Consider the following 25,024-nt stretch of genomic DNA (forward strand, 5'->3'; position numbering starts at 1 on the left):
ACCGTCGCAGATAGAACACGTTCTTGTCGACGGCTCAGAGCGAGGTCATCACACCCACCGGCTCGGGGGAGAACCGCGGGAACACCTCGGCGGTGGACGCTCCGAACCGGGTCGCCACGACCTCGGCCAGCACGCTGCGGTAGTCCGTCGTGACGGGAACGTCGGAGTCGACGTCGCCGGTCAGCGGGGCCATCGTGCCGTAGTAGCGGGCGCCCTTCACCCCGGCCCCGGCGAGCAGCATGACGTTGCCGTAGCCGTGGTCGAGGCCGTGGCTGGCGTTCTGGGCGACCCGGCGGCCGAACTCGCTGATCGTGACCAGCGTGACCTTGCCGGCCAGGTCACCGATGTCGTCGAAGAACGCCGCGACGGCGGTGGCCAGGTCGCGGGTGTTGTCGCGCAGTCGCCCGCGCTCGGCGCTGCCGACGTCGGAGTGCATGTCCCAGTCGCCGTGGTCGACGGTGATGACCTCGACACCGACGTCGCCCCGGATCACCCTGGCCACCTCGGAGAGGGCACGGCCGAGGTCGGTGCGCGGGTACGACGCGACGCGGTCGGCCGTCTCGCGCACGGGTGCGAAGTCGTCGAGCGCGCCGAACAGCGACCGCATCGCCGTGCCGAGCGTGCTGCGGTCCTGGTCCCACAGACGGTGCAGCGAGGCGCGCCGGCCCTTGGTGGTGTCCCACTTGTCGTCACCGGGGATCTGGACGGACTCGACGTCTCCGGCGGACATGACCGCCTGCGGTCCGTAGAGCGAGGTCGGGACCACGCCGCCGCCGACGTTGAACCCCTGCAGCGGGGAGGCCCCGGCGTCGGTGCCGATCAGCCGGTTCAGCCAGCCGGTGCGCACGTCCGAGCCCGGGTCGGCGTCCTCGACCTCCTCCATCGCGGAGAAGTGCGAGCGGTTCGGCGCCGGCAGGCCGGTGCCGTGGACGGCGGCGAGCCGGCCGCCCTGCCACAGCGGGAGGAGCGGCGCGAGCTGCGGGTGCAGGCCGAACTTGCCGTCCTTGGCCAGCAGCCGGTCGGCCGGCACCGCGATGTCGGGGCGGGCGCTGTAGTAGACGGGGTCGTCGTGGGGGACCACGAGCGACAGGCCGTCAGCCGCGCCGCGCAGCGAGAGGACCACGAGCACCGACGGTGCCGGGGCGAGCGCTGCGGCGGACGTCGTGATCGCCGCGGAGCCGACGACCGTGGTGGCGCCGGTCAGCGCGACCAGGCGCGAGAAGAGCCCACGACGCGACATCCGGGCGAACTCGGGACAGCAGGCGCCGGGCTGGGAGGACGGGGGCATCGGGGTCATGTCGGTCACCGCGTCAGGAAGGCGGGGGAGTCGAGGAACGTCGTGAGCAGCCGCGGCATGTTCCACCTCACCAGGTCGTGGTCGCGAGTGATCCGCGCGCGGGGGCCGAGGGCGACCGCGAGGCAGCAGGCCTCGAGCAGCTGCGCGGTCGAGCGTCGGTGCAGGATCACCTGGGACAGGTGGTCGACCAGCTGGTCGAAGCGGATCGGGAAGTCCGGCACCCACCAGGCCGGTGGGTGGTAGGCCGCGCCCTTGCTGGGCCACCAGCCGCCGGACAGGTCCAGGTGCAGCGACATCGACGCCAGCATCCGCGATGGCGACGCCCACGCCCGGTTGTCGACGGGCTGGCCGTCGGGCCGGGGCCACTCGAAGGGCTTGGTGCCGATGCCGTCCACCTGCCACAGCAGGGCGTTGGCGGCGTACTCCTCCCCGCTGTCGCCCTGCGGCGGGCGGGCGAGCCGCACGTCGAGCGCGCGGTACGACGCCACGATGTCCTCACCGGGATCGCGCACCTTGGCACCCACGGCGGAGGTGAACGCCGAGGACGACACCAGCGCCCGCAGCACCGGCGCGATCGCGGTGTCGTGGTCGAGGTAGACCCGGGCGAGCAGCTCGACCAGCGCCTCGGGCGGGTCGTCGCGGACGAACTTCACCGCGAGCTTGCGCGCGACCCGGCGCGCGGTGGCCGGGTGGTGGGCCAGGTAGGACAGGTAGGCCCGCGTGACGGGGCGGCCGTCGGCGTCGTCGTTGGCGTGGCTGAACCCCATCACCTTCACGGGGCCGGTCGCGTGCCGCCTGGGGCGGTACGCCGGCTGGAAGGTGTCCCACATGTCGACGCTCCAGCCGGTCAGGATCCGTGCCGACGCCTTCACGTCGTCCTCGTCGTAGGCGCCGCGGCCCACCGTGTGCAGCTCGAGCAGCTCACGGCCGAGGTTCTCGTTGGGGTGGGCCTTGGTGGAGTCGACGTTCTCGAGGCTGATCAGCATCGCCGGGTGGGTGATCGCCGCCTGGAGGAGGTCCTCGAACCGGCCGAGTGCCTCGGCCCGGATCGCGTCGCCGTACTGCGTGCGCCAGAACCCCTGGGCGTCGCCGTTCGCCGGGACGTTGAAGTGGTTCTCCCAGAACTCCGTCATCACCTCGAGCAGCTGTCGGCGTGAGCGCATCCGGCGGACGAGGACCCAGCGCTGGTAGTCGAACATCACCTCCCAGACGCCCTCGATCTCGTCCCGCTGCCGCTGCCACAGCTCGGTCGCGCCGCGCGAGAGGCTCGGCCACCAGCCGCGGAGGTCGGCGGCGCCGGGGTCGCGCACGGACCCGGGTCGCAGCTGAGCCTCGAACCAGTCGCGGGCGCCGCCGGCGGCGCGCACCTGCGCGGCCAGGGCCGGGGTCACGCCGTACGAGAACCGGCCGACCAGGTGCCGGGCCTGGGTGCCGAGCAGCGCTCGGCCGCGGTAGTGGGCCGGCGAGTACGTCGTGCCCGCCCGGGCCGGGCCGCCGCCCGCGAGCACGGCGCCCGCGGCGACGCCGGAGGCCGCGCCCGTGACGAGGGCGCGGCGGGACGGGGAGGCAGCCATCCGAGACCGAGAGCTGAACATGGAGCGACCAGGGTAAGCGCGACCGGCGGCGACGGGGGAGGTTCCGCGAATGTCGCGTCGCGGCACGCGCCGGTAGAGTGCGGAGGCACCGAAACCCGAAACCAGTGAGGACTCGACGCCCAGCTCATGGACGGCTCTCAAAGTCCCCGGCTCTCCTCCCAGGGAGAGCAACGATGACCGCATGGCTGCTCTTGGCGGCAGCGCTGCTCCTGATCCTCGCCTGCGGGGTGTTCGTCGCTGCCGAGTTCGCGTTCGTGACGGTCGACCGCAGCCAGGTCGAGCGCGCCGCTGCGGCGGGTGACGCCGGTGCCCGCGGCGTCCAGCAGGCGCTGCGCAGCCTGTCGACCCAGCTCTCGGGCGCCCAGGTGGGCATCACGATCACCAACCTGGCGATCGGCTACCTCGCCGAGCCCGCGATCTCCGACCTGATCGACGGGCCGCTCCAGACCCTCGGCACTCCCGAGGGTGCGATCACCCCGCTCGCCCTGGGCATCGGCCTCACGCTCGGGACCGTGCTCACGATGATCTTCGGCGAGCTGGTCCCCAAGAACCTCGCCCTGGCCAAGCCGATGGAGGTCGCGCGGGCGACCCAGCGGTTCCAGCGGGCCTTCACCGCGCTGGCCCGCGGCCCGATCCGGGTGCTCAACGGCTCCGCGAACGCCGTCGTGCGCCGCCTGGGCATGGAGCCGCAGGAGGAGCTGCGCTCGGCGCGCAGCTCGACCGAGCTCGCCTCACTGATCCAGCGCTCGGCCAACCTCGGCACGCTCGACGTCGAGACCGCGGAGCTCATGGAGCGGTCCGTGGAGTTCGGCTCCCGGACGGCGGGGGAGATCATGACACCGCGCGTGCGCTCGAGCAGTCTGGAGACCAACGACCGCGCGAGCGCGGTCATCGAGCTCACCCGCGCGACCGGGCACTCGCGGTTCCCCGTGCTGGACCCCGATGAGAACGTCGTCGGCACCGTGCACGTCAAGAACGCCGTCGCCCTGCCCGTGTACGAGCGGGCGACCACCAAGGTCAAGCACCTGATGGCCAAGCCGATCGTGGTGCCCGACTCGCTGCGCCTGGACCCGCTGCTCGCGCTGCTGCGCAAGGACGGGTTCCAGCTCGCCGTCGTGATGGACGAGTACGGCGGCTTCGCCGGCATCGTCACCCTCGAGGACGTCGTGGAGGAGATCGTCGGCGACATCGCCGACGAGCACGACGGACTGAGCGCCAACGCGCGGCTGCAGCGCGACGGCACCTGGTCGCTGTCGGGGCTGCTGCGGCCCGACGAGGTCGAGGACCTCACCGGCATCGCCCTGCCCGACCACGAGGACTACGACACGATCGCGGGCCTGGTGCTCCAGGTCCTCGGCCGGGTGCCCGAGGTGGGCGACCTCGCCGAGGTCAGCGTGCCGGACCGGTCCGACCCCGACGAGCCGCGCGAGCAGCTCGCGGTCCTCACCGTGGAGCGGATGGACGGCCTGCGCATCGACCGGCTCACCTTGCGCCTGCTCGACGAGCCGGCCGGCGACGGGCAGGAAGGCCGATGAGCGCCGCGACCGCGATCCCGCTCGCGATCCTCCTGCTCCTGGGCAACGCGTTCTTCGTCGGTGCCGAGTTCGCTCTCGTCTCCGCGCGCCGCACCCAGATCGAGCCGCGCGCCGAGGCCGGCTCCCGGATGGCCCGGACCACGATCAAGGCGATGGAGAACATCTCCCTGGTGATCGGCGTCAACCAGCTCGGCATCACGGTGTGCTCCCTGGTGCTCGGCGCGGTCGGCGAGCCCGCGGTCGCCCACCTCGTGGAGCCCGTGCTGCACGCCGCGCACGTGCCCGAGTCGTTCCTGCATCCGTCGTCGTTCGTGCTCGCCCTCAGCGTCGTGGTCTACCTGCACGTGGTGCTCGGCGAGATGATCCCCAAGAACATCGCGCTCGCCGGCCCGGACCGCGCCGCCCTCGTGCTGGGCCCGCCGATCTGGGGCATCGTGACGGTGCTCCGGCCAGTGGTCGTGGTGATCAACGCGATCGCCTCGGGTGTGCTGCGCCTGATGGGTGCCCGGCTGACCGACGAGGTGAGCTCGACGTACACGCGCGAGGAGGTGGCCGCGCTGGTCGAGGAGTCACGGGGCGAGGGACTGCTCGAGGCCGACGAGTACGACCGCCTCGCGGGTGCGCTGGGCTTCACCGAGAAGACCGTCGCCGCGGTGCTGATGCCGCCCGACTCGCTCACGACCGTGCCCCGCGGCGTCACCGGCGCCGAGGTCGAGACGCTGTGCGCCGCGACCGGCTTCAGCCGGTTCCCGGTCACCGGCGACGACGGCTCCCTGGTCGGCTACCTCCACATCAAGGACGTGCTAGAGCCCGACGAGGAGCGCCGGTCGCGGCCGGTCGCGGACAAGTGGATCCGTCCGTTCGCGCCGGTCGACGCCGGCGAGCCGCTGCACGGCGCGCTGGAGACGCTCCAGCGCCGGGGCGCGCACATGGCGCGGGTCGTGGACGCCGAGGGCCGCACGCTCGGCCTCGCGACCCTCGAGGACGTCATCGAGGAGCTGGTCGGCGAGATTCGCGACGCCGCGCACCTGGAGGACCACGTCTGACGTGATCCTCGTGGCCGGGCCAGTAGGGTGGCCCCGGCAGGGCACCCGGGCAGACAGGCGAGCAGTGGCGGACGACTCGACGCGCAACCGCGTGTGGACGCTACCCAACCTGCTCAGCCTCATCCGGCTAGCCGGCGTACCCGTGTTCCTGTGGCTGGTGCTCGGACCCGAGGCCGACGGATGGGCGCTGACCCTGCTCATGGTCTCCGGGGTCACCGACTTCCTCGACGGCTACCTCGCCCGGCGGCTCGGGCAGACCTCGACGCTCGGCCAGATCCTCGACCCGGTGGCCGACCGGCTCTACATCCTGGCCGTGGTCGTCGGGCTGGCGCTGCGCGAGGTGATCCCGTGGTGGGCCGCGCTCTCGCTGCCCCTGCGCGACCTGCTGCTGTGGGGGCTGGTCCCGCTGCTGCGGACCCGCGGCTACAGCGCGCTGCCGGTGCACTTCCTCGGCAAGGCCGCGACGTTCAACCTGCTCTACGCCTTCCCGCTGCTGCTGCTCGGTGACGGCGAGGGGACGGTCGCCACCCTCGCCAACGTGTTCGGGTGGGCCTTCGCGCTGTGGGGGATCGGGCTCTACTGGTGGGCCGGCATTCTCTATGCCTGGCAGGTGCGCACGCTGCTGGCGACCACCGAGCGACGTGCGGCGGTGCCCGATGCCTGAGACGACCCCCGCCGAGCGGGTCAACATCCCGCTGCTCACCCTGATCACCCAGCAGTCGCTCGACGAGGACTACCAGCACGTCGCCGAGCGGCGGGCCACCCAGGGCGGGGCGTCGACCCATCGGCGCACCCTCGGCACCGCGACGGTGGTGGTCGCGGCGTTCGGCCTGCTCGTCACGATCGCGGCCGTCCAGACCTCCCAGCACGCGGGGGTCCAGACCGCGAGCCGTGCCTCGCTCATCGCCAACATCGAGGAGCGGCGCGCCGACGTCAACGAGCTCGAGGACCGGCTCGTCTCGCTCCAGGAGCTCGACGTCTCGCTCCAGGACAACCTCGACGACGTCACCACCGCCTACCAGTCCGCGCTCGCCCGCGTGCAGCGTCTCGGCACCGTGACCGGCCTGGGCGCGGTCACCGGTCCCGGCGTCAGGATCACCGTCGACGACGCCCCCGGTGTGCCGGTGAGCCACCGCGACCTGCGTCCCCTGGTCAACGGGCTCTGGGAGGCCGGTGCCGAGGCGATCGCGGTCAACGGCCAGCGGCTCACCAGCCGGTCGGCGATCCGCAACTCCGGGGTCACGGTCCGGATCATCGGCAACAACCGATCGCTGTCCCCGCCGTACGTCGTCACCGCGATCGGCGACCCCCGGACCCTGCAGGCCGACCTGATGGAGACCAGCAGCGGCCTGCTGTTCCGCGCCCGTGCTGCGCAGCTCGGGTTCTCCTGGACCATGGACCGGGTGGACCAGCTGTCGCTCCAGGCCGCCCCGCCGCGTCTGCTCCGACTGCGCTCGGCGGTCGAGGGGACCGCCGAGCAGAACCGTCAGAAGGACCAACGGAAGGAGGCCTCGCCGTGATCGCCGCACTCGGACTGCTGGTCGGGATCGTGCTCGGGGTGGTGTTCCAGCCCGACGTCCCACAGGGTCTCGAGCCCTACCTGCCGATCGCCGTGGTGGCCGCGCTCGACGCCGTGTTCGGCGCGCTGCGGGCCTACCTGGACGGCATCTTCGACGACAAGGTCTTCGTGGTGTCGTTCGTGAGCAACGTGGTCATCGCCGCCGCGATCGTGTTCCTCGGCGACAAGCTCGGGGTCGGTGGGCAGCTCACGACCGGTGTCGTCGTCGTCCTCGGCATCCGCATCTTCTCCAACGCCGCCGCCATCCGAAGGCACCTGTTCCATGCCTGACGCCGACGAGCCCGTGAACGCCGCACCGGTCCGCGGCAGCGATCCGTCGCCCGTCGAGTCCGGGACCGGCCGGCAGCGGCTGATCCGGGCGCTGGTGCGGCCCTCGCGCGGCCAGCTCGTGGTGGCGGTGCTGCTCGCCGCCCTCGGCTTCGCCGCGGTGACCCAGGTGCGGTTCACCGAGGTCGACGACACCTACGGCAGCCTGCGCGAGCAGGACCTCATCAACGTCCTCAGCGGCCTGGCGGGGACCACCCAGCGCACCGAGGCCCAGATCGCGCGGCTCGAACGGGCCCGCGAGGACCTGCTGTCCAAGACCGGCGCCCGCGAGGCCGCGCTCGCCCAGGCCCAGGAGCAGGCCGACACCCTGTCGATCCTTGCCGGTCAGGTGCCGGTGACCGGCCCCGGCATCCGGGTCACGGTCACCGAGGAGAGCGGCACCGTCGGCGTGCAGAGCATGGTCGACACCTTCCAGGAGCTGCGCACCGCCGGAGCCGAGGCGATCCAGGTCAACGGCCAGGTCCGCGTGGTCGCCAACACCGCAGTCGAGGACGCCCCGGGTGGCCTGCTCATCGGCGGGCAGCTCGTCTCCTCGCCGTACGTCCTCGACGTCATCGGCGAGCCGCACACGCTCGCGAGCTCGGGCATCGACTTCCCCGACGGCCCGCGCGACCTGTTCGAGGACGACGGCGCGAGCGTCGCCGTCGACGAGCTGTCGTCGCTCGACATCGAGAGCGTCGTGAAGCCGTCCGAACCTGAGTACGCCCAACCCGACGCATCGCAGTAACCTCACAGCGCTGGAGCACGCCCACTCGCCGCCCGTCCCGCGCGGTCCATCCAGGAGGAGACGCCTTGTACCCCGACGACCTGAAGTACACGACCGAGCACGAGTGGGTCCGCGAGCCCGGGGAGCACGAGGGCTCGGTCCGCATCGGGATCACCCACTACGCCCAGGACGCGCTCGGCGACATCGTCTACGTCTCGCTCCCCGAGCTCGGCGAGAGCGTGACCGCCGGCAGCACCTGCGGCGAGCTGGAGTCGACCAAGTCGGTCAGCGACGTCTACGCGCCGGTCACGGGCGAGGTCGTGGCCCGCAACGACTCCCTGGACACCACGCCCGAGCTGGTCAACAACGACCCGTACGGCGGTGGCTGGCTCTTCGAGGTCGTCCCGAGCGACCGCACCGAGCTCGACGGGCTGCTCGACGCCGCGACGTACGAAGGCAGCCTCGAGGCCTGACCGGGTCGACCGACCCGGCGGATCCTGCTTGATCGCCGGGTCGGGGCTGATAGGTTCGGACCAACCGTCAACCTCAACCCGGCCTTGAGGGTTTGCCTCCCGACCGAAGGACAGACCGATGCCGTTCTGCACATCCTGTGGCACGCAGAACCCCGACGACGCTCGCTTCTGCGCCCAGTGCGGGAACCGTCTGGTCACCGCGACCCCAGCGAGCCCGGCGACCCCGGCACCCGGCGGTGCGGAGGTGGCGGGGGAGTCCACGGCCACCATCGCCATCGGCCTGGGCGGTGAGAAGGTCGAGACCTCCGACCGCCAGCTCAACGCGGTCGACGCCGCAGCGGTCGACGCCCTGCCGGCCGGCCACGCGCTGCTGGTCGTGCAGCGTGGCCCCGGCGCCGGCAGCAGGTTCCTCCTCGACGCCGACGTGGTCAACGCCGGGCGGCACCCCGACAGCGAGATCTTCCTCGACGACGTCACCGTGTCCCGCCGGCACGCGGAGTTCCACCGCTCCGGCGACACCTTCACGGTCAGCGACGTGGGCAGCCTCAACGGCACCTACGTCAACCGCGACCGGATCGACCGGGTCCAGCTGACCGACGGCGACGAGGTGCAGATCGGCAAGTACCGCCTCGTGTTCTTCTCCGGACACGCAGGCAGGTGAGCCGGGACGTGTCCGCTGCCTCGGGCGCCTCGTCGGCCGCGCGGGCGCGGATGAACATCGGGCAGGTTCTCGACCAGCTCCGCCCCGACTTCCCGGGGATCACGATCCCCAAGATCCGGTTCCTCGAGGACAAGGGGCTGATCAAGCCCGAGCGCACACCCGCGGGGTACCGGAAGTTCTCCCACGACGACGTGGAGCGGCTGCGCTACGTGCTGCGCATGCAGCGCGACCACTACCTGCCGCTCAAGGTGATCGGCGAGCACCTCGACGCGATCGACCGCGGGCTCGAGCCGCCGCCGATCGACCCGGTCGTGCCCACGGTGCCGCGGGTCGCGCTCGCGGCCGACGGGCTGCCCAGCCCGGCGTCGTTCACGCGCCGCGACCACGTGCGGCTGTCCCGGCGCGAGCTGGTCAAGATCGCGGGCATCACCGAGGACCTCCTCGCCGAGCTCGAGCAGTTCGGACTGATCACCCCGCGCGCCGGCACCGGCCACTACGACACCGACGCGCTGGTGATCGCGCAGACCGCGCGCGAGCTCGCCGACTTCGGCTTCGAGCCGCGGCACCTGCGGGCGTTCAAGACCGCCGCCGACCGCGAGGTCGGCCTGGTCGAGCAGGTGGTCGCCCCCCAGAAGCGCGGCCGCGACGCCGCGGCGAAGGCACGCGCCGAGGAGACCGTCAGCGAGATCGCGGCCCTCTCGGTGCGGCTGCACGCGACGCTGGTGAAGACCGGGTTGCGGTCTCCCTGAGCCCGGCCGGGTGGCCGTCGTCGGACTTCCCCGGTGCACCGGGGAGATCGATGCTTCCCGGGCGAAATCTCACCCGAGAAGCATCGAGTTCCCCCGAGAAGTCACGCCGGGAGCGCGTTCGGGACCGGGGGTACTGTGGTGGCGTGCGCGAAGTCGATGTCATGGGAGTCAGGGTGGAGATGCCCTCGAACCAGCCGATCGTGCTGCTGCGCGAGGTCTCGGGCGAGCGCTATCTCCCCATCTGGATCGGTGCTGTGGAGGCGACCGCGATCGCCTTCGCCCAGCAGGGCGTGGTGCCGCCGCGGCCGCTGACGCACGACCTGCTCAAGGACGTGCTCGACGCGACCGGCAACGTCCTCACCGAGGTGCAGATCACCGATGTCAAGGACGGCGTGTTCTTCGCCAACCTGGTGTTCGGCTCCGGGGCCGAGGTGAGCGCCCGCCCGTCGGACTCGATCGCCCTCGCGCTGCGCACCGGCACCCGGATCGTCTGCGCCGAGGAGGTCCTGGACGAGGCCGGCCTCGCCGTGCCCGCCGAGCAGGAGGACGAGGTCGAGAAGTTCCGCGAGTTCCTCGACCAGGTCACGCCGGAGGACTTCGACGCCCCCACCGAACCCTGAGCTCACGGTCGGCGGCCCGAGGCGAGCAGGCCCGGGTCAGGCGGCGTGGCGTTGCGGGGTTCGGCTGCCAGCAGCCCAAACCCGCGGGACACGCCGATCCCACCCGGCGTGTCGTGCGGGGATCGGCTGCCAGCAGCCCAAACCGGCACCCTCAACCCCTACCCTCAGGTAGAGGGTGAGGGTTGCGACACGCCGCCAGCGTCTTTGACGGGTCTGCGGCGGGGGCCTACCTTGAACTATCTCCGTTGTAACTACTTCCCCGGTGTTACGCACAACGGATAGCCGTCCCGGAGGACCGCGTGAACGAGAACGAGCAGCAGCAGGACGTCGAGGTCGCCCGCGCCGCGGAGCAGGCCGAGGAGCAGGGTCTCCTGTTCACCGACGACGTGTCCCCGCTGCCCAGTGACACCGGCTACCGCGGCCCGACCGCGTGCAACGCCGCCGGCATCACCTACCGCCAGCTCGACTACTGGGCCCGCACCGGCCTGATCGAGCCCACCGTGCGTGGCGCCAAGGGCTCCGGCTCCCAGCGCCTCTACTCGTTCCAGGACATTCTGCTGCTCAAGGTCGTCAAACGGCTGCTCGACGCCGGCATCTCGCTGCAGCAGATCCGCACCGCGGTGCAGCACCTGCGCCAGCGCGGCACCGAGGACCTGACCCGCGTGACCCTGATGAGCGACGGCGTCTCGGTCTACGAGTGCACCAGCAACGACGAGATCATCGACCTGCTCCAGGGCGGTCAGGGCGTCTTCGGCATCGCGATCGGCGGCGTCTGGCAGGAGATCGAGGGCACCCTCGCCGAGCTCCCGAGCGAGCGTACGGCGGAGCCCGACGCGGCCCCGACCGCCGGCGACGAGCTCGCGGCGCGCCGCGCCGCTCGCAAGACCGGCTGACACCCGACACCCCGTTGACCCGCCCGAAAGTTTCGGGCGGGTCAACGTCGTTTGGCCCTCTCGGGGTAGATTAGGAGCGCTGACACTCCCGCACGGGAGAGTCCCCGGCCGCATGCTGCGGGCGGGGCGCCGAAGGGGCAATTCCTCCCCGGAACCTCTCAGGCATCAGGACCGTGCGGGTCAGGCACTCTGAAGCACCATCCGCGGTGCGACAGAGGGGGAGGCACCCGAACGCCCTTCGAGGAGCCCCCGATGTCAGACCACCGCCCGCTCACCCGGCTCGACGACCAGCCCGACGGCCAGCTCGACGGCGCGGTCCCGTTCGCGGACCGGCACATCGGACTGCGGCCCGACGACGTCGAGTCGATGCTCGCCCGGCTCGGTTTCGACTCGCTCGACGCCCTGATGGCGGCCGCCGTCCCCGGCGGCATCCGGTCGGCCGGGGAGCTGGACCTCCCGGCGCCGCTGGACGAGGCCGCCGTGGCCCGCGAGCTGCGCGCGATCGCGGACGCCAACCGGCCCGGCGAGAGCATGATCGGCCTGGGCTACCACGCGACCACGACGCCGCCGGTGATCCGTCGCAACGTGCTCGAGGACCCCAGCTGGTACACCGCGTATACGCCGTACCAGCCCGAGATCTCCCAGGGCCGGCTCGAGGCGCTGCTGAACTTCCAGACCGTCGTCGGCGACCTGACCGGGCTGCCGACCGCGAACGCGTCCCTGCTCGACGAGGGCACCGCCGCGGCGGAGGCGATGACGCTCGTACGGCGTGCGCTGCCCAAGTCGTCGGCGGCCGCCGCCGGCCCATTCGTCGTCGACGCCGACGCGCTGCCCCAGACCATCGAGGTGGTCCGGACCCGCGCCCAGGGCCTCGGCATCGAGGTCGTGGTCGCCGACCTGACCGAGGGGCTCCCCGAAGGGCCGCTGTGCGGCGTGCTCGTGCAGTACCCCGGCGCGTCCGGCCAGGTGGTCGACCCGCGCGCCGTCATCGCCGAGGCACACGAGCGGCAGGCGCTGGCGGTGGTCGCCGCGGACCTGCTCGCCCTGACGCTGCTCGAGGCGCCGGGCACGCTCGGCGCCGACGTCGTCGTCGGCTCGAGCCAGCGGTTCGGGGTGCCGCTCTTTTACGGCGGCCCGCACGCCGGCTTCATGGCCGTCTCGGCGGGCCTCGAGCGGCACCTGCCCGGTCGGCTAGTCGGCGTGTCGGTCGACGCCGAAGGCCGCCCGGCGTACCGGCTCGCGCTGCAGACCCGTGAGCAGCACATCCGCCGCGACAAGGCGACCTCCAACATCTGCACCGCCCAGGTGCTGCTGGCCGTGGTGGCTGCGATGTACGCCGTCTACCACGGGCCGGAGGGTCTGCGCGGCATCGCGCGGCGCACCCACACGCTCGCGGCCCGGGTGGCCGCGTCCCTTGCCGCGGCCGGCTACACGGTGCCGACGACCAGCTTCTTCGACACGTTCACGGTGGTCGCGCCGGGCCGGGCGGAGAAGATCGTGACCGCGGCCCGTGCGGAGGGCCTCCAGCTGCGGCTGGTCGACGCCGACACGGTCGGCCTCTCCTTCTCGGAGGTCAGTGGGCCGCAGACGCTCCGGGCGCTGCACGCGGCGTTCGAGGTGGTGCCGACCGCGACCGAGCCGATGGCGGCGTTCCCGGCCGACCTGGCCCGGACCACGCCGTACCTCACCCACGAGGTGTTCTCGAGCCACCGCAGCGAGACCGCGATGCTGCGCTACCTGCGCCGGCTCTCCGCCCGTGACTACGCGCTCGACCGGGGCATGATCCCGCTCGGCTCCTGCACGATGAAGCTCAACGCGACCACCGAGATGGAGCCGATCTCGCTGCCGGGGTTCGCCGACCTGCACCCGTTCGCGCCCGCTGAGGACGCGCAGGGCTACCGGCAGCTGGTCGGGGAGCTGGAGTCGTGGCTGGCCGAGGTCACCGGCTACGACTCGGTGTCGATCCAGCCCAACGCCGGGTCGCAGGGGGAGCTGTCCGGGCTGCTCGCGATCCGCGCCTACCACCGCGCCAACGGCGGCGAGGCCCGGAACGTGTGCCTGATCCCGTCGTCCGCTCACGGCACCAACGCCGCGTCCGCGGTGCTGGCCGGCATGCGGGTCGTCGTCGTGAAGTCCGACGCCGGCGGCGAGGTCGACCTCGACGACCTGCGCGCCCAGTGCGAGGCCCACGCGGACGACCTGGCCGCGATCATGGTGACCTACCCGTCGACGCACGGCGCGTACGAGGAGACGATCACCGAGCTGTGCCAGATCGTCCACGCGCACGGCGGGCAGGTGTACGTCGACGGCGCCAACCTCAACGCCCTGCTGGGCTACGCCAAGCCCGGTGAGTTCGGTGGCGACGTCTCCCACCTCAACCTGCACAAGACCTTCTGCATCCCCCACGGTGGCGGCGGCCCCGGTGTCGGGCCGGTCGCGGTGCGCGCGCACCTGGCGCCGTACCTGCCCTCGCACGGCATGCACCCCGACCCGGCGAAGCGGTCCGGCATCGGACCGGTGAGCGCCGCGCCGTACGGCTCGGCGGGCATCCTGCCGATCTCGTGGGCCTACATCCGGCTGATGGGCGCCGAGGGGCTCACCCGCGCGACCGCCGCCGCGGTGCTGGCCGCCAACTACGTCGCCGCCCGGCTCGGCGAGCACTACCCGGTGCTCTACCGCGGGCACGGCGGGCTGGTCGCCCACGAGTGCATCCTCGACCTGCGCGGGCTCACCAAGGAGACCGGCGTCACCGTCGACGACGTGGCCAAGCGGCTCGTCGACTACGGCTTCCATGCGCCGACGATGTCGTTCCCCGTCGCCGGCACGCTGATGGTCGAGCCGACGGAGTCGGAGGACCTCGCCGAGATCGACCGGTTCGTCGACGCGATGATCGCGATCCGCGGCGAGATCGACCGGGTGGCCGCGGGGGAGTGGACGCCGGAGGACTCGCCGCTGCGCGGGGCCCCGCACACCGCACGGGCGCTGGTCGGCGACTGGGACCGGCCCTACTCGCGCGAGCTGGCGGTCTTCCCGACCGGCATCGATCCCGACAAGTACTGGCCGCCGCTGGCGCGCATCGACCAGGCGTACGGCGACCGGCACCTGGTGTGCTCGTGCCCGCCTCTGGAAGCATTCGCGGAGTGACGGTCTCGGACTCCACCGCCCGCCGCCTGCTCGCCCGCATCGCCGGCGCCCAGTCGACGGGGCGGCTGCCGTCGGTGGTGGCCGGGCTGGTGCGTGACGGCGAGCCGGTGTGGTTCGGGTCGTACGGCGGCCCCGCGGTGGTGGGCCACGACCAGCTGGACGTGCAGTACCGGATCGGCTCGATCACCAAGACCATGACGGCCGTGCTGGTGCTCCAGCTCGTCCGCGACGGCCGCGTCGCGCTGGACGACCCGGCGTCGGCGGTGCTCGAGGAGCTGGCCGGCCATGCCTATGCCGACCGGAGCCTGCGGACCCTGCTCGCGCACGACGCAGGCCTGCAGTCCGAGCCGGCCGGGTCGTGGTGGGAGCGGACCCCCGGGTCGTCCTTCGCCGAGCTGATGGCCGCCAACGACGGGTCGGGCGCCGCCTTCGGGGCACACGAGCGGTTCCACTACTCCAACCTCGGCTACGGGATCCTCGGCGAGGTCGCGGCCCGGCTGCTCGGCACGACGTGGTGGGACGCGGTCCGTGAATGCATCGTGCGGCCCCTGGGCATGACCCGCTCGTCGTACCTGCCCGAGGGCGCGGCCGCCCAGGGCCACTCCGTGCACCCCTACGAGGGCACGCTGGTCGACGAGCCGGCCACCGACAACGGCGCGATGGCGCCCGCGGGCCAGCTGTGGGCCACGATCACCGACCTGGCGACGTACGCCGCCTTCCTCGGCCGCGGTCACGCCGACGTGCTGTCCGCCGACGACCTCGCGCGCGCCTTCACCCCCCAGTCGGGCAGCCCGGAGGACGGCCTGCGGTCAGCGCACGGGCTGGGCTTCCAGCTGTTCGCCGGCGGGTCGGGCACGCTGGCCGGTCACACCGGCTCGATGCCGGGCTTCCTGGCGACCGTCCTCGTGGACCGGCGCCGGCGCACCGGCGGCGTGGTGCTCGCGAACGCGACGACCGGGTTCTCGCCGGCCGAGGCGGTGATCGGGCTGCTCGAGGAGCTTGAGCGCTGCGAGCCGACCCTGCCCGAGCCGTGGCGTCCGGCCGCCGGCGTGCCGCCCGACCTCGCGGGGGTCCCCGGCGTGTGGCACTGGGGCAACACGCCGTTCGTCTTCGCGATGGAGGGCACCGAGTTGGTCGCCCGCCGCAACGGGCTGGAGGCCTACCGCTTCGCCGTGCGCGACGGCCGCGTCGTGGGACGCTCGGGCTACCACGCGGGTGAGGAGCTGCACGTCGTACGCCGAGGCGACGGGTCGGTCGCGCACCTGGAGGTCGCGACGTTCGTCTACACCCGCACGCCGTACGACCCGGAGGCCCCCATCCCTGGGGGCGCTCCGGGTCGCTAGGGCCGCTGCTGCTCCACGATCAGACCGTGGGCTCCTTGGTGACCTGCAGGTCGTAGACGAACGCGTTGTCGCACGTGAGCGGTGCGGACGCGCCCTTCCAGGTCAGCCTGAGGTCGGTGGCAAGACGCCGGTGGAAGCCGTCGATCGTGATGTGCTGCCCGGCGTCGTCGTGCTCCTCGTGCACGGGCACGCGCTCGCCGACCTTGCGTGCGGTGCCCTCGACGAGGGCCCGACGACCTGCGACCTTCAGCGTCCCGCGGACCTGGCGGCCGTCGCGGAAGTCGCGGTCGGTGTCGCGGCTGCCGCCGACCTGGTGACCGTCGTCGCCGATGAGGATCTGGATGGTGTTCCGCACGGTGTCGTTCTCGTAGAGGCTCGTGTAGACCGGCCTGCCCTTGATCGTGCCGGTGCACTCGATGACGAGGCCGCGCTCGCGGGTCGTGGTCGGCTCGGCCGCGGACGCCGGCAACCCCTGGCCGACCAGGCCGGAGGTCGCGACGACGGCCAGGGCGCCGATGATCAGCTGGGTGCTGCTGCGCATGACGTTTCCTTGCTTCCTGTGTGTCGGGGTGGTCGTTCGGGGTTCGAACACGGGGGATACGCCGGACCAAGCGGTCCGGTTGCATGCGATCTCGGTTGACCCGCCCGAAAGTTTCGGGCGGGTCAACCTCAGCGGGCCTGGGAGACGCTCGACATGTTGAAGTCGGGCACCCGCAGCGCCGGCATCGCCGTCCGCGAGAAATAGTCGTCGCCCCACTCGCGGCTGAACGCCGGCACGGTGGCCGAGGCGTGCGTGAACCTGCTGAGCAGGTCCACAGGGCTCTCGTTGAACCGGAAGTTGTTGACCGCGCCGGTGATCTCGCCGCCCTCGACCAGGTAGACGCCGTCCCGGGTGATGCCGGTCAGGAGCAGGGTCTGCGGGTCGACCTCGCGGATGTACCACAGGCAGGTCAGCAGCAGCCCGCGCTCGGTGCCGGCGACCAGGTCGTCGATGGATCCGGACGCCCCGTCGATCGAGAGCACCAGGTTGTCGATCGCGGGCGTGACCGGCTGCTCGGTCATCGCGGCGGAGTGGCGGGTCTGGAGCAGCGCGGTGAGCCGGCCGTCGCGGATCCAGTCGGTGCGCTCCAGCGGCAGCCCGTTGTCGAAGACGGACGCCTCGTTGCTGGAGCTCGCGGCGAGCGCGAACGGCTCGCACTCGAGGCCGGCGTACGCCGGGTCGGAGAACAGGTTCACCCCGGGCTTGGCGAGGGTGTCGCCGATGCGGGTGCCACCGCCGCGGCGGCTGTAGACCGACTGCCCCTCGAAGGCCGTCCGCGCGCCGGCGTACCAGTAGGCGTCGATCATCAGGTCGGCGACCGCGGTCGGCGGCAGGACCGTGTCGTAGCGGCCGGCCGGGAGGTCGACCTGACGCTCGGCCCAGGCGAGCCGCTGGGCGAGCTGCGCGTCGAGCGCGAGCGGGTCGACGTCGGTGAAGTCGCGGGTGGCGGCGCCGATCCAGGCGCTGCGGCTCAGGTCTGCGCTCTTGGCGGTGCAGCCGACGTGGCCGGTGGGCTGCACGTGGCGCAGCCGGAGGCCGGTCGTCGAGCCGAGGTACGTCGTGGTCGACTCGTGGTTGACGAAGCCGTAGAGCACCCGGCCCTCGCCGCCGGCGCGCCGGAACGACTCGCCCAGCGCGGGCGCGACCGCGTCGTACACGTGGATGTCGGTCGGCACCGCCGGGTCGTCCCAGTCGGGGGAGACCGCGTCGCGGACCAGGTCGTTGGCGTCCTCGGCGGGCGCGGCGGCGCGGGCGGCGGCGTCCGCGGCATCCACCAGCGCGCTCACCCCGGCCTGGGTGGTGACGCTGCCGGTCATCGAGCCGGTGGCGACGCCGTCGGCGGTGCGGACGAACGAGATGACGGTGACCTCGATGCCGCTCATGACGCCATTGGTGGTGAGCGTGTTGTTGGCCCAGCGGAGGTTGGCGCTGGTCCGGTCGCGCACGATCACCACGCAGTCGTCGGCGACCGAGGTCGCGACCGCGTGCTCGACGAAGGACTGGGGGGACACGGGAGCGCTCATCAGTGGCCGGCCTCGTCGTTGGTGTTGAGGATGCGGACGTCGCGGAACAGGGCGGTCGGGCAGCCGTGGCTGACGCTGGCGACCTGGCCGGGCTGGGCCTTGCCGCAGTTGAACGCGCCCCCGAGCACCCACGTCTCGGGCCCGCCGACCGCCTCCATCGACCCCCAGAAGTCGGTCGTGGTGGCTTGGTACGCCGCGTCCCGGACCTGGCCGACCAGCTCGCCGTCGGCGATCTTGTAGAACCGCTGGCCGGTGAACTGGAAGTTGAAGCGCTGCATGTCGATCGACCACGACTTGTCGCCCACGACGTAGAGCCCGCGCTCCACGCGGCCGATCAGCTCCTCGGTCGACGGTCCGTCGGGCGCCGCCTGCAGCGAGACGTTGGCCATCCGCTGGATGGGGATGTGGCCGGGGGAGTCGGCGTACGCGCAGCCGTTGGAGCGGCCTCCGTTGAGGTCGGGGTGCATCCGGCCCATCGCCCGGTCGAGCTGGTAGCCGACGAGCACGCCGTCCTTGACGATGTCCCAGCGCTGGGTCTCCACGCCCTCGTCGTCGTACCCGATCGTGGCGAGGCCGTGCTCCTGGGTGCGGTCACCGGTGACGTTCATGACCGGCGATCCGTAGCGCAGCGTGCCGAGCAGGTCGGGGGTCGCGAACGACGTGCCGGCGTAGTTGGCCTCGTAGCCCAGCGCCCGGTCGAGCTCGGTGGCGTGCCCGATGGACTCGTGGATGGTCAGCCACAGGTTGGACGGGTGGATCACCAGGTCGTACGTGCCGGCCTCGACGCTGGGTGCCGTGAGCTTCTCGGCGAGCAGCTCCGGCACCTGCTCGAGCTCGGCGTCCCAGTCCCAGCTGTCCGGGCCACCGTCGAGGTATTCCCAGCCACGGCCGACCGGCGGCGCGATGCTGGCCATCGAGTCGAACGCGTCCGCCCCGGTGCCCATCGCCTCGAAGCCGGGGTGCAGCCGGACCCGCTGCTGGGTGGTACGGGTGCCGGTCAGGTCGGCGTAGTACTTGTTCTCCTGCACCTGGAGCAGGTGGGCGGACGCGTGGTCGACCGCCGCACCGCGGCGCAGCCGGTTGGTCCAGTCGACGAGCACCTCCGCCTTGTCACGGACCGCGACGTCGAGCGGGTTGACGGCGTACGCCGAGATCCACGTGACGTCGTCGTGCACGGGCTCGTCGGCGAGCTCGACGGGCGCGCTCGTCATCTCGGCGGCGACCCTGGCGACGGCCACGGCGGTCTCGGCGACCCGCACCGCCTCGTCGGGGGAGAGCACGACTCCGGAGGCGAAGCCCCAGGCTCCGCGGTGGATCACCCGCACCGCGAAGCCGAGGTCCTCGGTGTCGTTCGCGCCCTGGAGGGTGCCGTCGCGGACCAGGAGGCTCTGGTAGCGCACCCGCTCGAACCGGAAGTCCGCGTGGCTCGCCCCGAGCTCCCGGGCGCGGCTCAGGGCAGTGTCGCCGAGGGCCCGGTAGGGGAGTGCGGTGAACGACGAATCCAGCACCGGCTCGCTCATGGCGCGAACCTACCGGATGGACGGTACGGCGCTGCTACGTTGCGAGACCGAGGAGCGGCGGAGGCGGTGGGCGTGAAGGCAGTGGTCTACGACAGCTACGGCGGGCCGGAGATGCTGCGGGTCGAGGACGTGCCGACGCCGGAGCCGACCGCCGGACAGGTGCTCGTGAGGATCGCGGCGACCTCGGTGAACCTCAGCGACTGGGAGTGCCTGCGCGGGTCGCCGGCGTACGCCAGGATCGGCGGGCTGCGCTCGCCCGCGCGCCGGACCCTGGGCTCGGACATCGCCGGGGTCGTCGTCCAGGTCGGCGACGGGGTGACCAGGTTCCGCGTCGGGGACGAGGTCTACGGCGACAACCTCGCCCTCAAGGGCGGCTTCGCCGAGTTCGCCGTCGCTCCGGACTCCGCGCTGGCCCTCAAGCCGCCCGGCCTGTCGTTCGAGGCGGCCTCGACCATCCCGCAGGCGGGCGCGATCGCCCTGCAGGGGACGCGGTGGGTGGCGGTCGGGGACCGGGTGCTGGTCAACAGTGCGGGCGGTGGCTCCGGGTCGTTCGCGATCCAGCTGGCCAAGCAGCAGGGTGCGCACGTCACCGGCGTCGACAACGCCGGGAAGCTCGACTTCATGCGCTCGGTGGGGGCCGACGAGGTGCTCGACTACGCCCGGGAGGACTTCACCCGGACACCGCCGTACGACCTCGTCCTGGACCTGGTCGCCCACCGGTCGGTCCTCGCCTACCGGCGCGCCCTCGTCCGGGGTGGACGGTATCGCTGCGTCGGTGGCTCCGTCGGCACGATGCTGCGGGTGCTCACGGTCGGGTCGCTGGTCGGCCTGGTGAGCCGCCGATCGATCGGGGTGCTCGCGGTGAAGGAGGGTCCTGAGCACTTCTCCCCGCTCGGCGAGCGGTGCGCGAGCGGCGAGGTCGCCTGCCACCTCGACCGGACGTTCGCGCTCGACGAGGTGCCGGCGGCGCTCGCGTGCGTCGGCGAGGGGCGGGCGCTGGGCAAGGTGGTCGTCGTAGCGGCGGGGTGAGGTCCTCGGACGATCGGGTACTGCCTCGCCATGACCGACGCCGGAGACCAGAAGCAGCTCGTCGACCTCATCGACGACATCCCGATCGCGATGCTCACGACGTTCGGACCCGACGGGCCGCGCAGCGTGCCGATGGCACGTCAGGAGGTCGAGCCCTCCGCGCAGATGTGGTTCATCACGGCCCGGGACACCGACCACACCCGGGCGATCGAGCAGGAGCCGCGGGTGTCGCTGACGTTCTCGGCGCGCGACTCCTGGGTGGCGGTCTACGGCCGCGCCGCGGTGGTCGACGACAGCGCCAAGCTGAAGGAGCTGTGGAACACGTTCGCCGAGGCCTGGCTGCCCGGCGGCCCCGAGGATCCCAACGCCACGCTGCTGCGCGTCGACGTCGAGCACGGTGAGTACTGGGACACCCCGGGTGGCAAGGTCGCCTCGCTGATCAGCTTCGCCAAGACGAAGCTCACCGGCGACACCTACGACGCCGACCACGGCGAGGTCGACGTCTGATCAGCGGCTGATCGCCAGCGTCGACCCGCGGCGGGACTTGGAGACCACGAGCCGGGTGGGGATGCGGTCGCGCATCTCGGCGACGTGGCTGACCACCCCGACCACCCGGCCGCCGTCGCGCAGCGAGTCGAGCGTGTCCATCACGTCGTCGAGCGTGTCGGCGTCGAGGGACCCGAAGCCCTCGTCGACGAACAGCGTGTCGAGGTCGGCGCCGCCGGCCTCCTGGGTGACCACGTCGGCGAGGCCGAGCGCCAGGGCGAGCGAGACCACGAACGTCTCGCCGCCCGAGAGCGTCGCGGGGTCGCGGGACTCGCCCGACCAGTCGTCGCGCACGAGCAGGCTCAGACCCCCGCGGGTCTCGCCGGCGCCGCGGCGGCCGGTGTGCTCGAGGGAGTAGCGCTGGTCGCTCATCCCTCCGAGCCGCGTGTTGGCGGCCGCGACCACCTGGGACAGCCGGTAGGCCAGGACGTACGCCGAGAGCCGCATCTGCAGGCGGTTGTCGCACCCCTTGCCCTCGACGAAGCTGCACAGGCCGGTGGTGAGCTCGAGCTCCCAGCGCAGCGGTGCCCATGCGGCCAGGGCGGCATCGAGCTCGGTGACGAGGCTCGCCAGCCGGCTGGCTCGCGTCGTCCAGGCCGCCTCCCGTGCCCGCGCGGCGCCGAGGGCGTCGAGCGTGGTGCGGTGGTCGCGCTCGAGCTCGCCGAGGTCGGGAAGCACCGCGGCTGCGACCTCGTCGGCGCCCGGCTCCGCGAGCACCGCCGAGACGGCCGCCAGCCGGCGGTCGTGCTCGGCGACGCCGGCGGCGAGCCGGTCGTAGGCCCGCTGGTCGAGACTGGCGGCGACGGCCTCCTCGGCGGAGGCGAAGCCGGCCGTCAGGACCGAGGCCGCGAGCGACTGCTGCGCCTCCTCGAGCGCCCGGTCGGCGGCGTCGAGGGCGTCGAGGGCGGTGAGCGCGGCACGGCCGGCCCGCTCCTGTCGGGAGTGCGCCGTCGCCAGCGCCTCGTCGTAGTCGCTGAGCTCCTCGCCGAGCGCGGTGGCCTCGGCCGCGAGCCGCTCGAGCGCCGTGGCCGCTGCGGTCTCCTCGGCGGCCAGGTCGGCCGGGACGTCGTCGATGCGCTCGACTGCCGCGTCGAGTCGCGCGGCGAGATCGCGGACCTCGACGTCGCGCAGGTGCTCGGTCGCGGCCGCGTCGTCGGCGGCCCGCAGCGCGGCCTTCTCCGCCGCGTCGTCGGGAGCCCCCGCCCGGGTGGCGGCCTTGTGCGGGTGGTCGCACGATCCGCACACCGGGCAGCTCGCGCCGACGGCGAGTGCCCCGGCGATCTCGGCGGCCATCCCGTCGAGGCGGGCCTCGCGGACGTCGAGGGCGTGGCCGCGCAGGCGCTGCGCCTCTGAGCGCGCCTCGGCGTGGGCGGCTCGCGCCTCCGCGACCTGGGTGGTGAGGGTCTCCACGAGCGCACGGGCGGCGGCGCGGGCGGCGTCCCGCTCGGCGGCGAGGGCGGCCTGGCGGCGCTCGAGCCGGGCGGTCTCCGCGACGACCTCCTGCAGGCGCACGGCACGGGGTCGCAGCGCGCGCAGGCGGGCGGCGCCCTCGACCGCGTCGGCGACCGCGGCCTCGAGCGTCGCTCGGTCGGTGACCTCGAGCGCGGCAACGGTCGACTGCGCGGCGGACCGCGTCCGCTGGGCCTTGACCGCGACGGCGTGGAGCGGCACGACCCCGGCCGCGCGTCGGGCCGCATCGAGGCGCGCGCGGGCGGTCTCGTGCTCGGGCGCGTCCTCGAGCAGCCGCTGGTGCTCGGCCGCGGCCGCGTCGAGGCGACGTCGGCGCTCGACCAGGGTGCGGGCCGTCTCGCAGGCCGCGCGCGCAGTGGCCTCGGCCTCCGCGGCGACGCCGGCCGCGGCCGCGGTCTCGCTGCACTGGTCGCTCGCCTCGTCGAGCAGCCGGCGGGCCCACGACGAGGCGTCGGCGCCGGGGGCCGGCTCGCCGGTCGTCTCGCTGACCCGGCTGACGAGCTCGTCGGCACGGCGGCGTACGTCGTCGGCTTGGCGCCCCAGCGCGAGCCGGCGGTCGCGGAGCCAGCGCTCGACGTCCTCGAACCGCCCGGTGCGGAACAGTTGCTGGAGCAGGTGGTGGCGCTCCTCGGAGCGGGCCCGGAGGAAGGCCTGGAACCGGCCCTGGGGCAGCAGGGCCACCTGCGTGAACTGGGCGGTGTTCATGCCGACCAGCCGGGTCACCAGGTGGCCGGTCTCGTCGAGCCGCGTCGAGTGGGTCACCCACGACCCGTCGACCCGTTCGGCGATGGAGACCGACGCCTGCTCGGTCGTGACGCCGGTGCCGCGGCGCTTGGGCCGCTCCCACGAGGGCGAGCGGACGATGCGGAACCGACGCCCCGAGAGTGTGGCCTCGAGCGTCACCTGGGGGCGTACGCCGGGAGCGGCCTGGTCGGACCGCAGCCGCTTGGCCGAGCTGCGGTCGCCGGGGACGTCGCCGTACAGCGCGAAGCACACGGCGTCGAGCACGCTGGTCTTGCCGGAGCCGGTCGGCCCGGAGAGCAGGAACAGCCCCGCCGCGGAGAGCTCGTCGAAGTCGACCGACACGGTGTCGGCGAACGGCCCGAACGCGGTGATCTCGAGGTGGTGCAGTCTCACGGGGCGACCGTCCCGGACACCAGCACGTCGACGTCGGGGTCCTCGCAGCAGGCGTCGCAGGCGGCGAGCAGCAGCGCCGACTCGGCCTCGGTGGCGGGCGTGCCGCGCACCTGCTCGACGAAGTCGAGGGCGATCGCGTGGTCGGAGCGCCCGCGCGGCGGGGCCGAGGGGACCCCGGCCGTGGCGCCGGCCGTGGGCTCGAACCCGAGCACCAGCGTGTGCGGGAAGCGCCGGCGCAGCCGGTCCATGGCCTGCAGCGGACGCACGTCGTCGGTGAGCGTGGCCTGCACCCACGCCTGCTCGTGCACCTCGAGCCGGGGGTCGGCCAGGAGCTCGTCGATCGTGCCGCGCAGGCGCGCGAGGGGGCGCGGCACCGGCGCCGCGACGAAGTCGGCCTCCCGCACCCCGAACGCGTCGAGGTCGACGAGCCAGGAGCCCTTGACCTGGGCGGCCTCGGAGAACGAGTAGGCGAGCGGCGAGCCGGAGTAGCGCACGGAGTCGGTGAGCATGTGCCGGCCGTGCAGGTGGCCCAGGGCGGTGTAGTCGACGCCGTCGAACACGCTCGTGGGCACCAGCGAGACCCCACCGACGCTGATGTCCCGCTCGGAGTCGCTCGGTTGGGCTCCCGCCACGAACGCGTGCGCCAGCACGACCGAGCGCGTGCCCGGACGCTCCGCCAGGTCGGCTCGCACCCGGCGCATCGCCTCGGTGAGCGCGGCCTGGTGGCTGCGCACGGGGAGGCTCCAGGGCTCGCGGACGGCGTCGGGGTCGAGGTAGGGGATGCCGTAGACCGCGACCGGCCCGTGCTCGTCCTCCAGCAGCACCGGGGTGCCGACCCCGGAGGCGTCGGTGCGGATGAACACCCCGGCCGCGTCGATCAGCCGCGAGCTGAACCCCAGCCGCTGGGCGGAGTCGTGGTTGCCGCTGGTCAGCACGACCCGGGCGCGGCTGGCCGCCAGGCGGGCCAGCGCCTCGTCGGCGAGCCGCACGGCGTCGACGTGGGGGAGCGCCCGGTCGTAGACGTCGCCTGCCACCACCACCAGGTCGACCGCCTCCTGCTCGACGACCTCGAGGAGGTGGTCGACGTACGCAGCCTGGTGCCCGAGCATGCCCTCCCGGTGGAAGGACCGCCCGAGGTGCCAGTCGGAGGTGTGGAGGATGCGCACACCGCAACGCTAGGAGGGGGCGCCGACATCGCCGTGGTGGCGCGCCGGTGAGGGGCCACCCGGCACGCCCTGACGGGAGATCCGTGCGGAGCCAACGGGCGGGTCGCGCCGTCGGTAGCGTTGG

The 25,024-nt window shown here is 72.9% G+C and carries 22 protein-coding genes and 1 riboswitch; of the genes, 15 read left to right on the top strand and 7 right to left on the bottom strand.

Features of this window, described 5'->3' with window-relative positions; genetic code table 11:
- Positions 1–34: 34 nt before the first annotated feature.
- Both QQZ14_RS16645 and QQZ14_RS16650 read right to left on the bottom strand, forming a co-directional pair.
- Positions 35–1,297, bottom strand: coding sequence for a DUF1501 domain-containing protein (locus QQZ14_RS16645; protein ID WP_284535491.1), 1,263 nt, complete (start codon positions 1,295–1,297; stop codon positions 35–37).
- Between the two features lie 5 nt (positions 1,298–1,302).
- Positions 1,303–2,871: a DUF1800 domain-containing protein gene (locus tag QQZ14_RS16650; protein ID WP_284535494.1), complete on the bottom strand. Its 1,569-nt coding sequence runs from the start codon at positions 2,869–2,871 to the stop codon at positions 1,303–1,305.
- A 194-nt stretch (positions 2,872–3,065) separates the two neighbouring features.
- Here QQZ14_RS16650 and QQZ14_RS16655 point away from each other — a divergent pair, with 194 nt between their 5' ends.
- The 13 genes from QQZ14_RS16655 to QQZ14_RS16715 all read left to right on the top strand — a co-directional run bounded on the left by QQZ14_RS16655 (position 3,066) and on the right by QQZ14_RS16715 (position 15,968).
- Positions 3,066–4,427 carry a hemolysin family protein gene (locus QQZ14_RS16655; protein ID WP_284535495.1) on the top strand — a complete coding sequence of 454 codons (1,362 nt, stop codon included), beginning with the start codon at positions 3,066–3,068 and terminating at the stop codon, positions 4,425–4,427.
- The gene (locus QQZ14_RS16660; RefSeq protein ID WP_284535497.1) at positions 4,424–5,473 is read left to right on the top strand and encodes a hemolysin family protein; all 1,050 of its coding nucleotides are present in this window, start codon (positions 4,424–4,426) and stop codon (positions 5,471–5,473) included. The genes QQZ14_RS16655 and QQZ14_RS16660 overlap by 4 nt, the downstream gene beginning before the upstream one ends.
- A 91-nt stretch (positions 5,474–5,564) precedes the next feature.
- On the top strand, positions 5,565–6,137 hold the full coding sequence (locus tag QQZ14_RS16665) for a CDP-alcohol phosphatidyltransferase family protein (protein WP_446740497.1): 573 nt from the start codon (positions 5,565–5,567) through the stop codon (positions 6,135–6,137).
- The gene (locus QQZ14_RS16670; protein WP_284535499.1) at positions 6,130–6,993 is read left to right on the top strand and encodes a DUF881 domain-containing protein; all 864 of its coding nucleotides are present in this window, start codon (positions 6,130–6,132) and stop codon (positions 6,991–6,993) included. Before QQZ14_RS16665 ends, QQZ14_RS16670 begins: the two co-directional genes overlap by 8 nt.
- Entirely contained in the window at positions 6,990–7,322 is a 333-nt protein-coding gene (locus QQZ14_RS16675) for a small basic family protein (RefSeq protein ID WP_284535500.1), read from the top strand. Before QQZ14_RS16670 ends, QQZ14_RS16675 begins: the two co-directional genes overlap by 4 nt.
- Positions 7,315–8,106, top strand: a complete 792-nt coding sequence (locus tag QQZ14_RS16680; RefSeq protein WP_284535501.1) for a DUF881 domain-containing protein — start codon at positions 7,315–7,317, stop codon at positions 8,104–8,106. Before QQZ14_RS16675 ends, QQZ14_RS16680 begins: the two co-directional genes overlap by 8 nt.
- 65 nt (positions 8,107–8,171) lie before the next feature.
- Complete coding sequence (gcvH, locus tag QQZ14_RS16685) at positions 8,172–8,558, top strand: glycine cleavage system protein GcvH (RefSeq protein WP_284535502.1); 387 nt, start codon at positions 8,172–8,174, stop codon at positions 8,556–8,558.
- 118 nt (positions 8,559–8,676) lie between these two features.
- Positions 8,677–9,219 (top strand): FHA domain-containing protein, encoded by a 543-nt coding sequence (locus tag QQZ14_RS16690; RefSeq protein ID WP_284535503.1) that lies wholly within the window; start codon positions 8,677–8,679, stop codon positions 9,217–9,219.
- On the top strand, positions 9,216–9,968 hold the full coding sequence (ftsR, locus tag QQZ14_RS16695; protein ID WP_446740498.1) for a transcriptional regulator FtsR: 753 nt from the start codon (positions 9,216–9,218) through the stop codon (positions 9,966–9,968). The genes QQZ14_RS16690 and ftsR overlap by 4 nt, the downstream gene beginning before the upstream one ends.
- 143 nt (positions 9,969–10,111) lie before the next feature.
- Positions 10,112–10,588: a bifunctional nuclease family protein gene (locus QQZ14_RS16700; protein WP_284535504.1), complete on the top strand. Its 477-nt coding sequence runs from the start codon at positions 10,112–10,114 to the stop codon at positions 10,586–10,588.
- Between the two features lie 299 nt (positions 10,589–10,887).
- A complete protein-coding gene (locus tag QQZ14_RS16705) occupies positions 10,888–11,481 on the top strand; it encodes a MerR family transcriptional regulator (protein ID WP_284535506.1) in 594 nt (197 codons plus the stop codon).
- An 83-nt stretch (positions 11,482–11,564) separates the two neighbouring features.
- A riboswitch (glycine riboswitch) is annotated at positions 11,565–11,665 on the top strand.
- Between the two features lie 68 nt (positions 11,666–11,733).
- Complete coding sequence (gcvP, locus tag QQZ14_RS16710; RefSeq protein WP_284535507.1) at positions 11,734–14,625, top strand: aminomethyl-transferring glycine dehydrogenase; 2,892 nt, start codon at positions 11,734–11,736, stop codon at positions 14,623–14,625.
- Complete coding sequence (locus QQZ14_RS16715; protein ID WP_284535509.1) at positions 14,622–15,968, top strand: serine hydrolase domain-containing protein; 1,347 nt, start codon at positions 14,622–14,624, stop codon at positions 15,966–15,968. The genes gcvP and QQZ14_RS16715 overlap by 4 nt, the downstream gene beginning before the upstream one ends.
- 19 nt (positions 15,969–15,987) lie before the next feature.
- On the opposite strand, the gene QQZ14_RS16720 is transcribed toward QQZ14_RS16715, so the two are convergent.
- The 3 genes from QQZ14_RS16720 to QQZ14_RS16730 all read right to left on the bottom strand — a co-directional run bounded on the left by QQZ14_RS16720 (position 15,988) and on the right by QQZ14_RS16730 (position 19,552).
- Positions 15,988–16,509: a hypothetical protein gene (locus tag QQZ14_RS16720; RefSeq protein WP_284535510.1), complete on the bottom strand. Its 522-nt coding sequence runs from the start codon at positions 16,507–16,509 to the stop codon at positions 15,988–15,990.
- A gap of 128 nt (positions 16,510–16,637) precedes the next feature.
- Complete coding sequence (locus QQZ14_RS16725) at positions 16,638–18,032, bottom strand: metallopeptidase TldD-related protein (protein WP_284535511.1); 1,395 nt, start codon at positions 18,030–18,032, stop codon at positions 16,638–16,640.
- Complete coding sequence (locus tag QQZ14_RS16730) at positions 18,032–19,552, bottom strand: TldD/PmbA family protein (protein WP_284535513.1); 1,521 nt, start codon at positions 19,550–19,552, stop codon at positions 18,032–18,034. The genes QQZ14_RS16725 and QQZ14_RS16730 overlap by 1 nt, the downstream gene beginning before the upstream one ends.
- A gap of 72 nt (positions 19,553–19,624) precedes the next feature.
- Between QQZ14_RS16730 and QQZ14_RS16735 the strand changes: the two genes are divergently transcribed.
- Both QQZ14_RS16735 and QQZ14_RS16740 read left to right on the top strand, forming a co-directional pair.
- Complete coding sequence (locus tag QQZ14_RS16735) at positions 19,625–20,581, top strand: NAD(P)-dependent alcohol dehydrogenase (protein ID WP_284535514.1); 957 nt, start codon at positions 19,625–19,627, stop codon at positions 20,579–20,581.
- 30 nt (positions 20,582–20,611) lie between these two features.
- Entirely contained in the window at positions 20,612–21,088 is a 477-nt protein-coding gene (locus QQZ14_RS16740; protein ID WP_284535515.1) for a pyridoxamine 5'-phosphate oxidase family protein, read from the top strand.
- On the opposite strand, the gene QQZ14_RS16745 is transcribed toward QQZ14_RS16740, so the two are convergent.
- Positions 21,089–23,734 carry an AAA family ATPase gene (locus QQZ14_RS16745; protein WP_284535516.1) on the bottom strand — a complete coding sequence of 882 codons (2,646 nt, stop codon included), beginning with the start codon at positions 23,732–23,734 and terminating at the stop codon, positions 21,089–21,091.
- Entirely contained in the window at positions 23,731–24,900 is a 1,170-nt protein-coding gene (locus tag QQZ14_RS16750; protein ID WP_284535517.1) for an exonuclease SbcCD subunit D, read from the bottom strand. Before QQZ14_RS16750 ends, QQZ14_RS16745 begins: the two co-directional genes overlap by 4 nt.
- Positions 24,901–25,024 lie beyond the last annotated feature (124 nt).

The organism is Nocardioides sp. T2.26MG-1 (assembly GCF_950101795.1).
Classification (GTDB): Bacteria; Actinomycetota; Actinomycetes; order Propionibacteriales; family Nocardioidaceae; genus Nocardioides.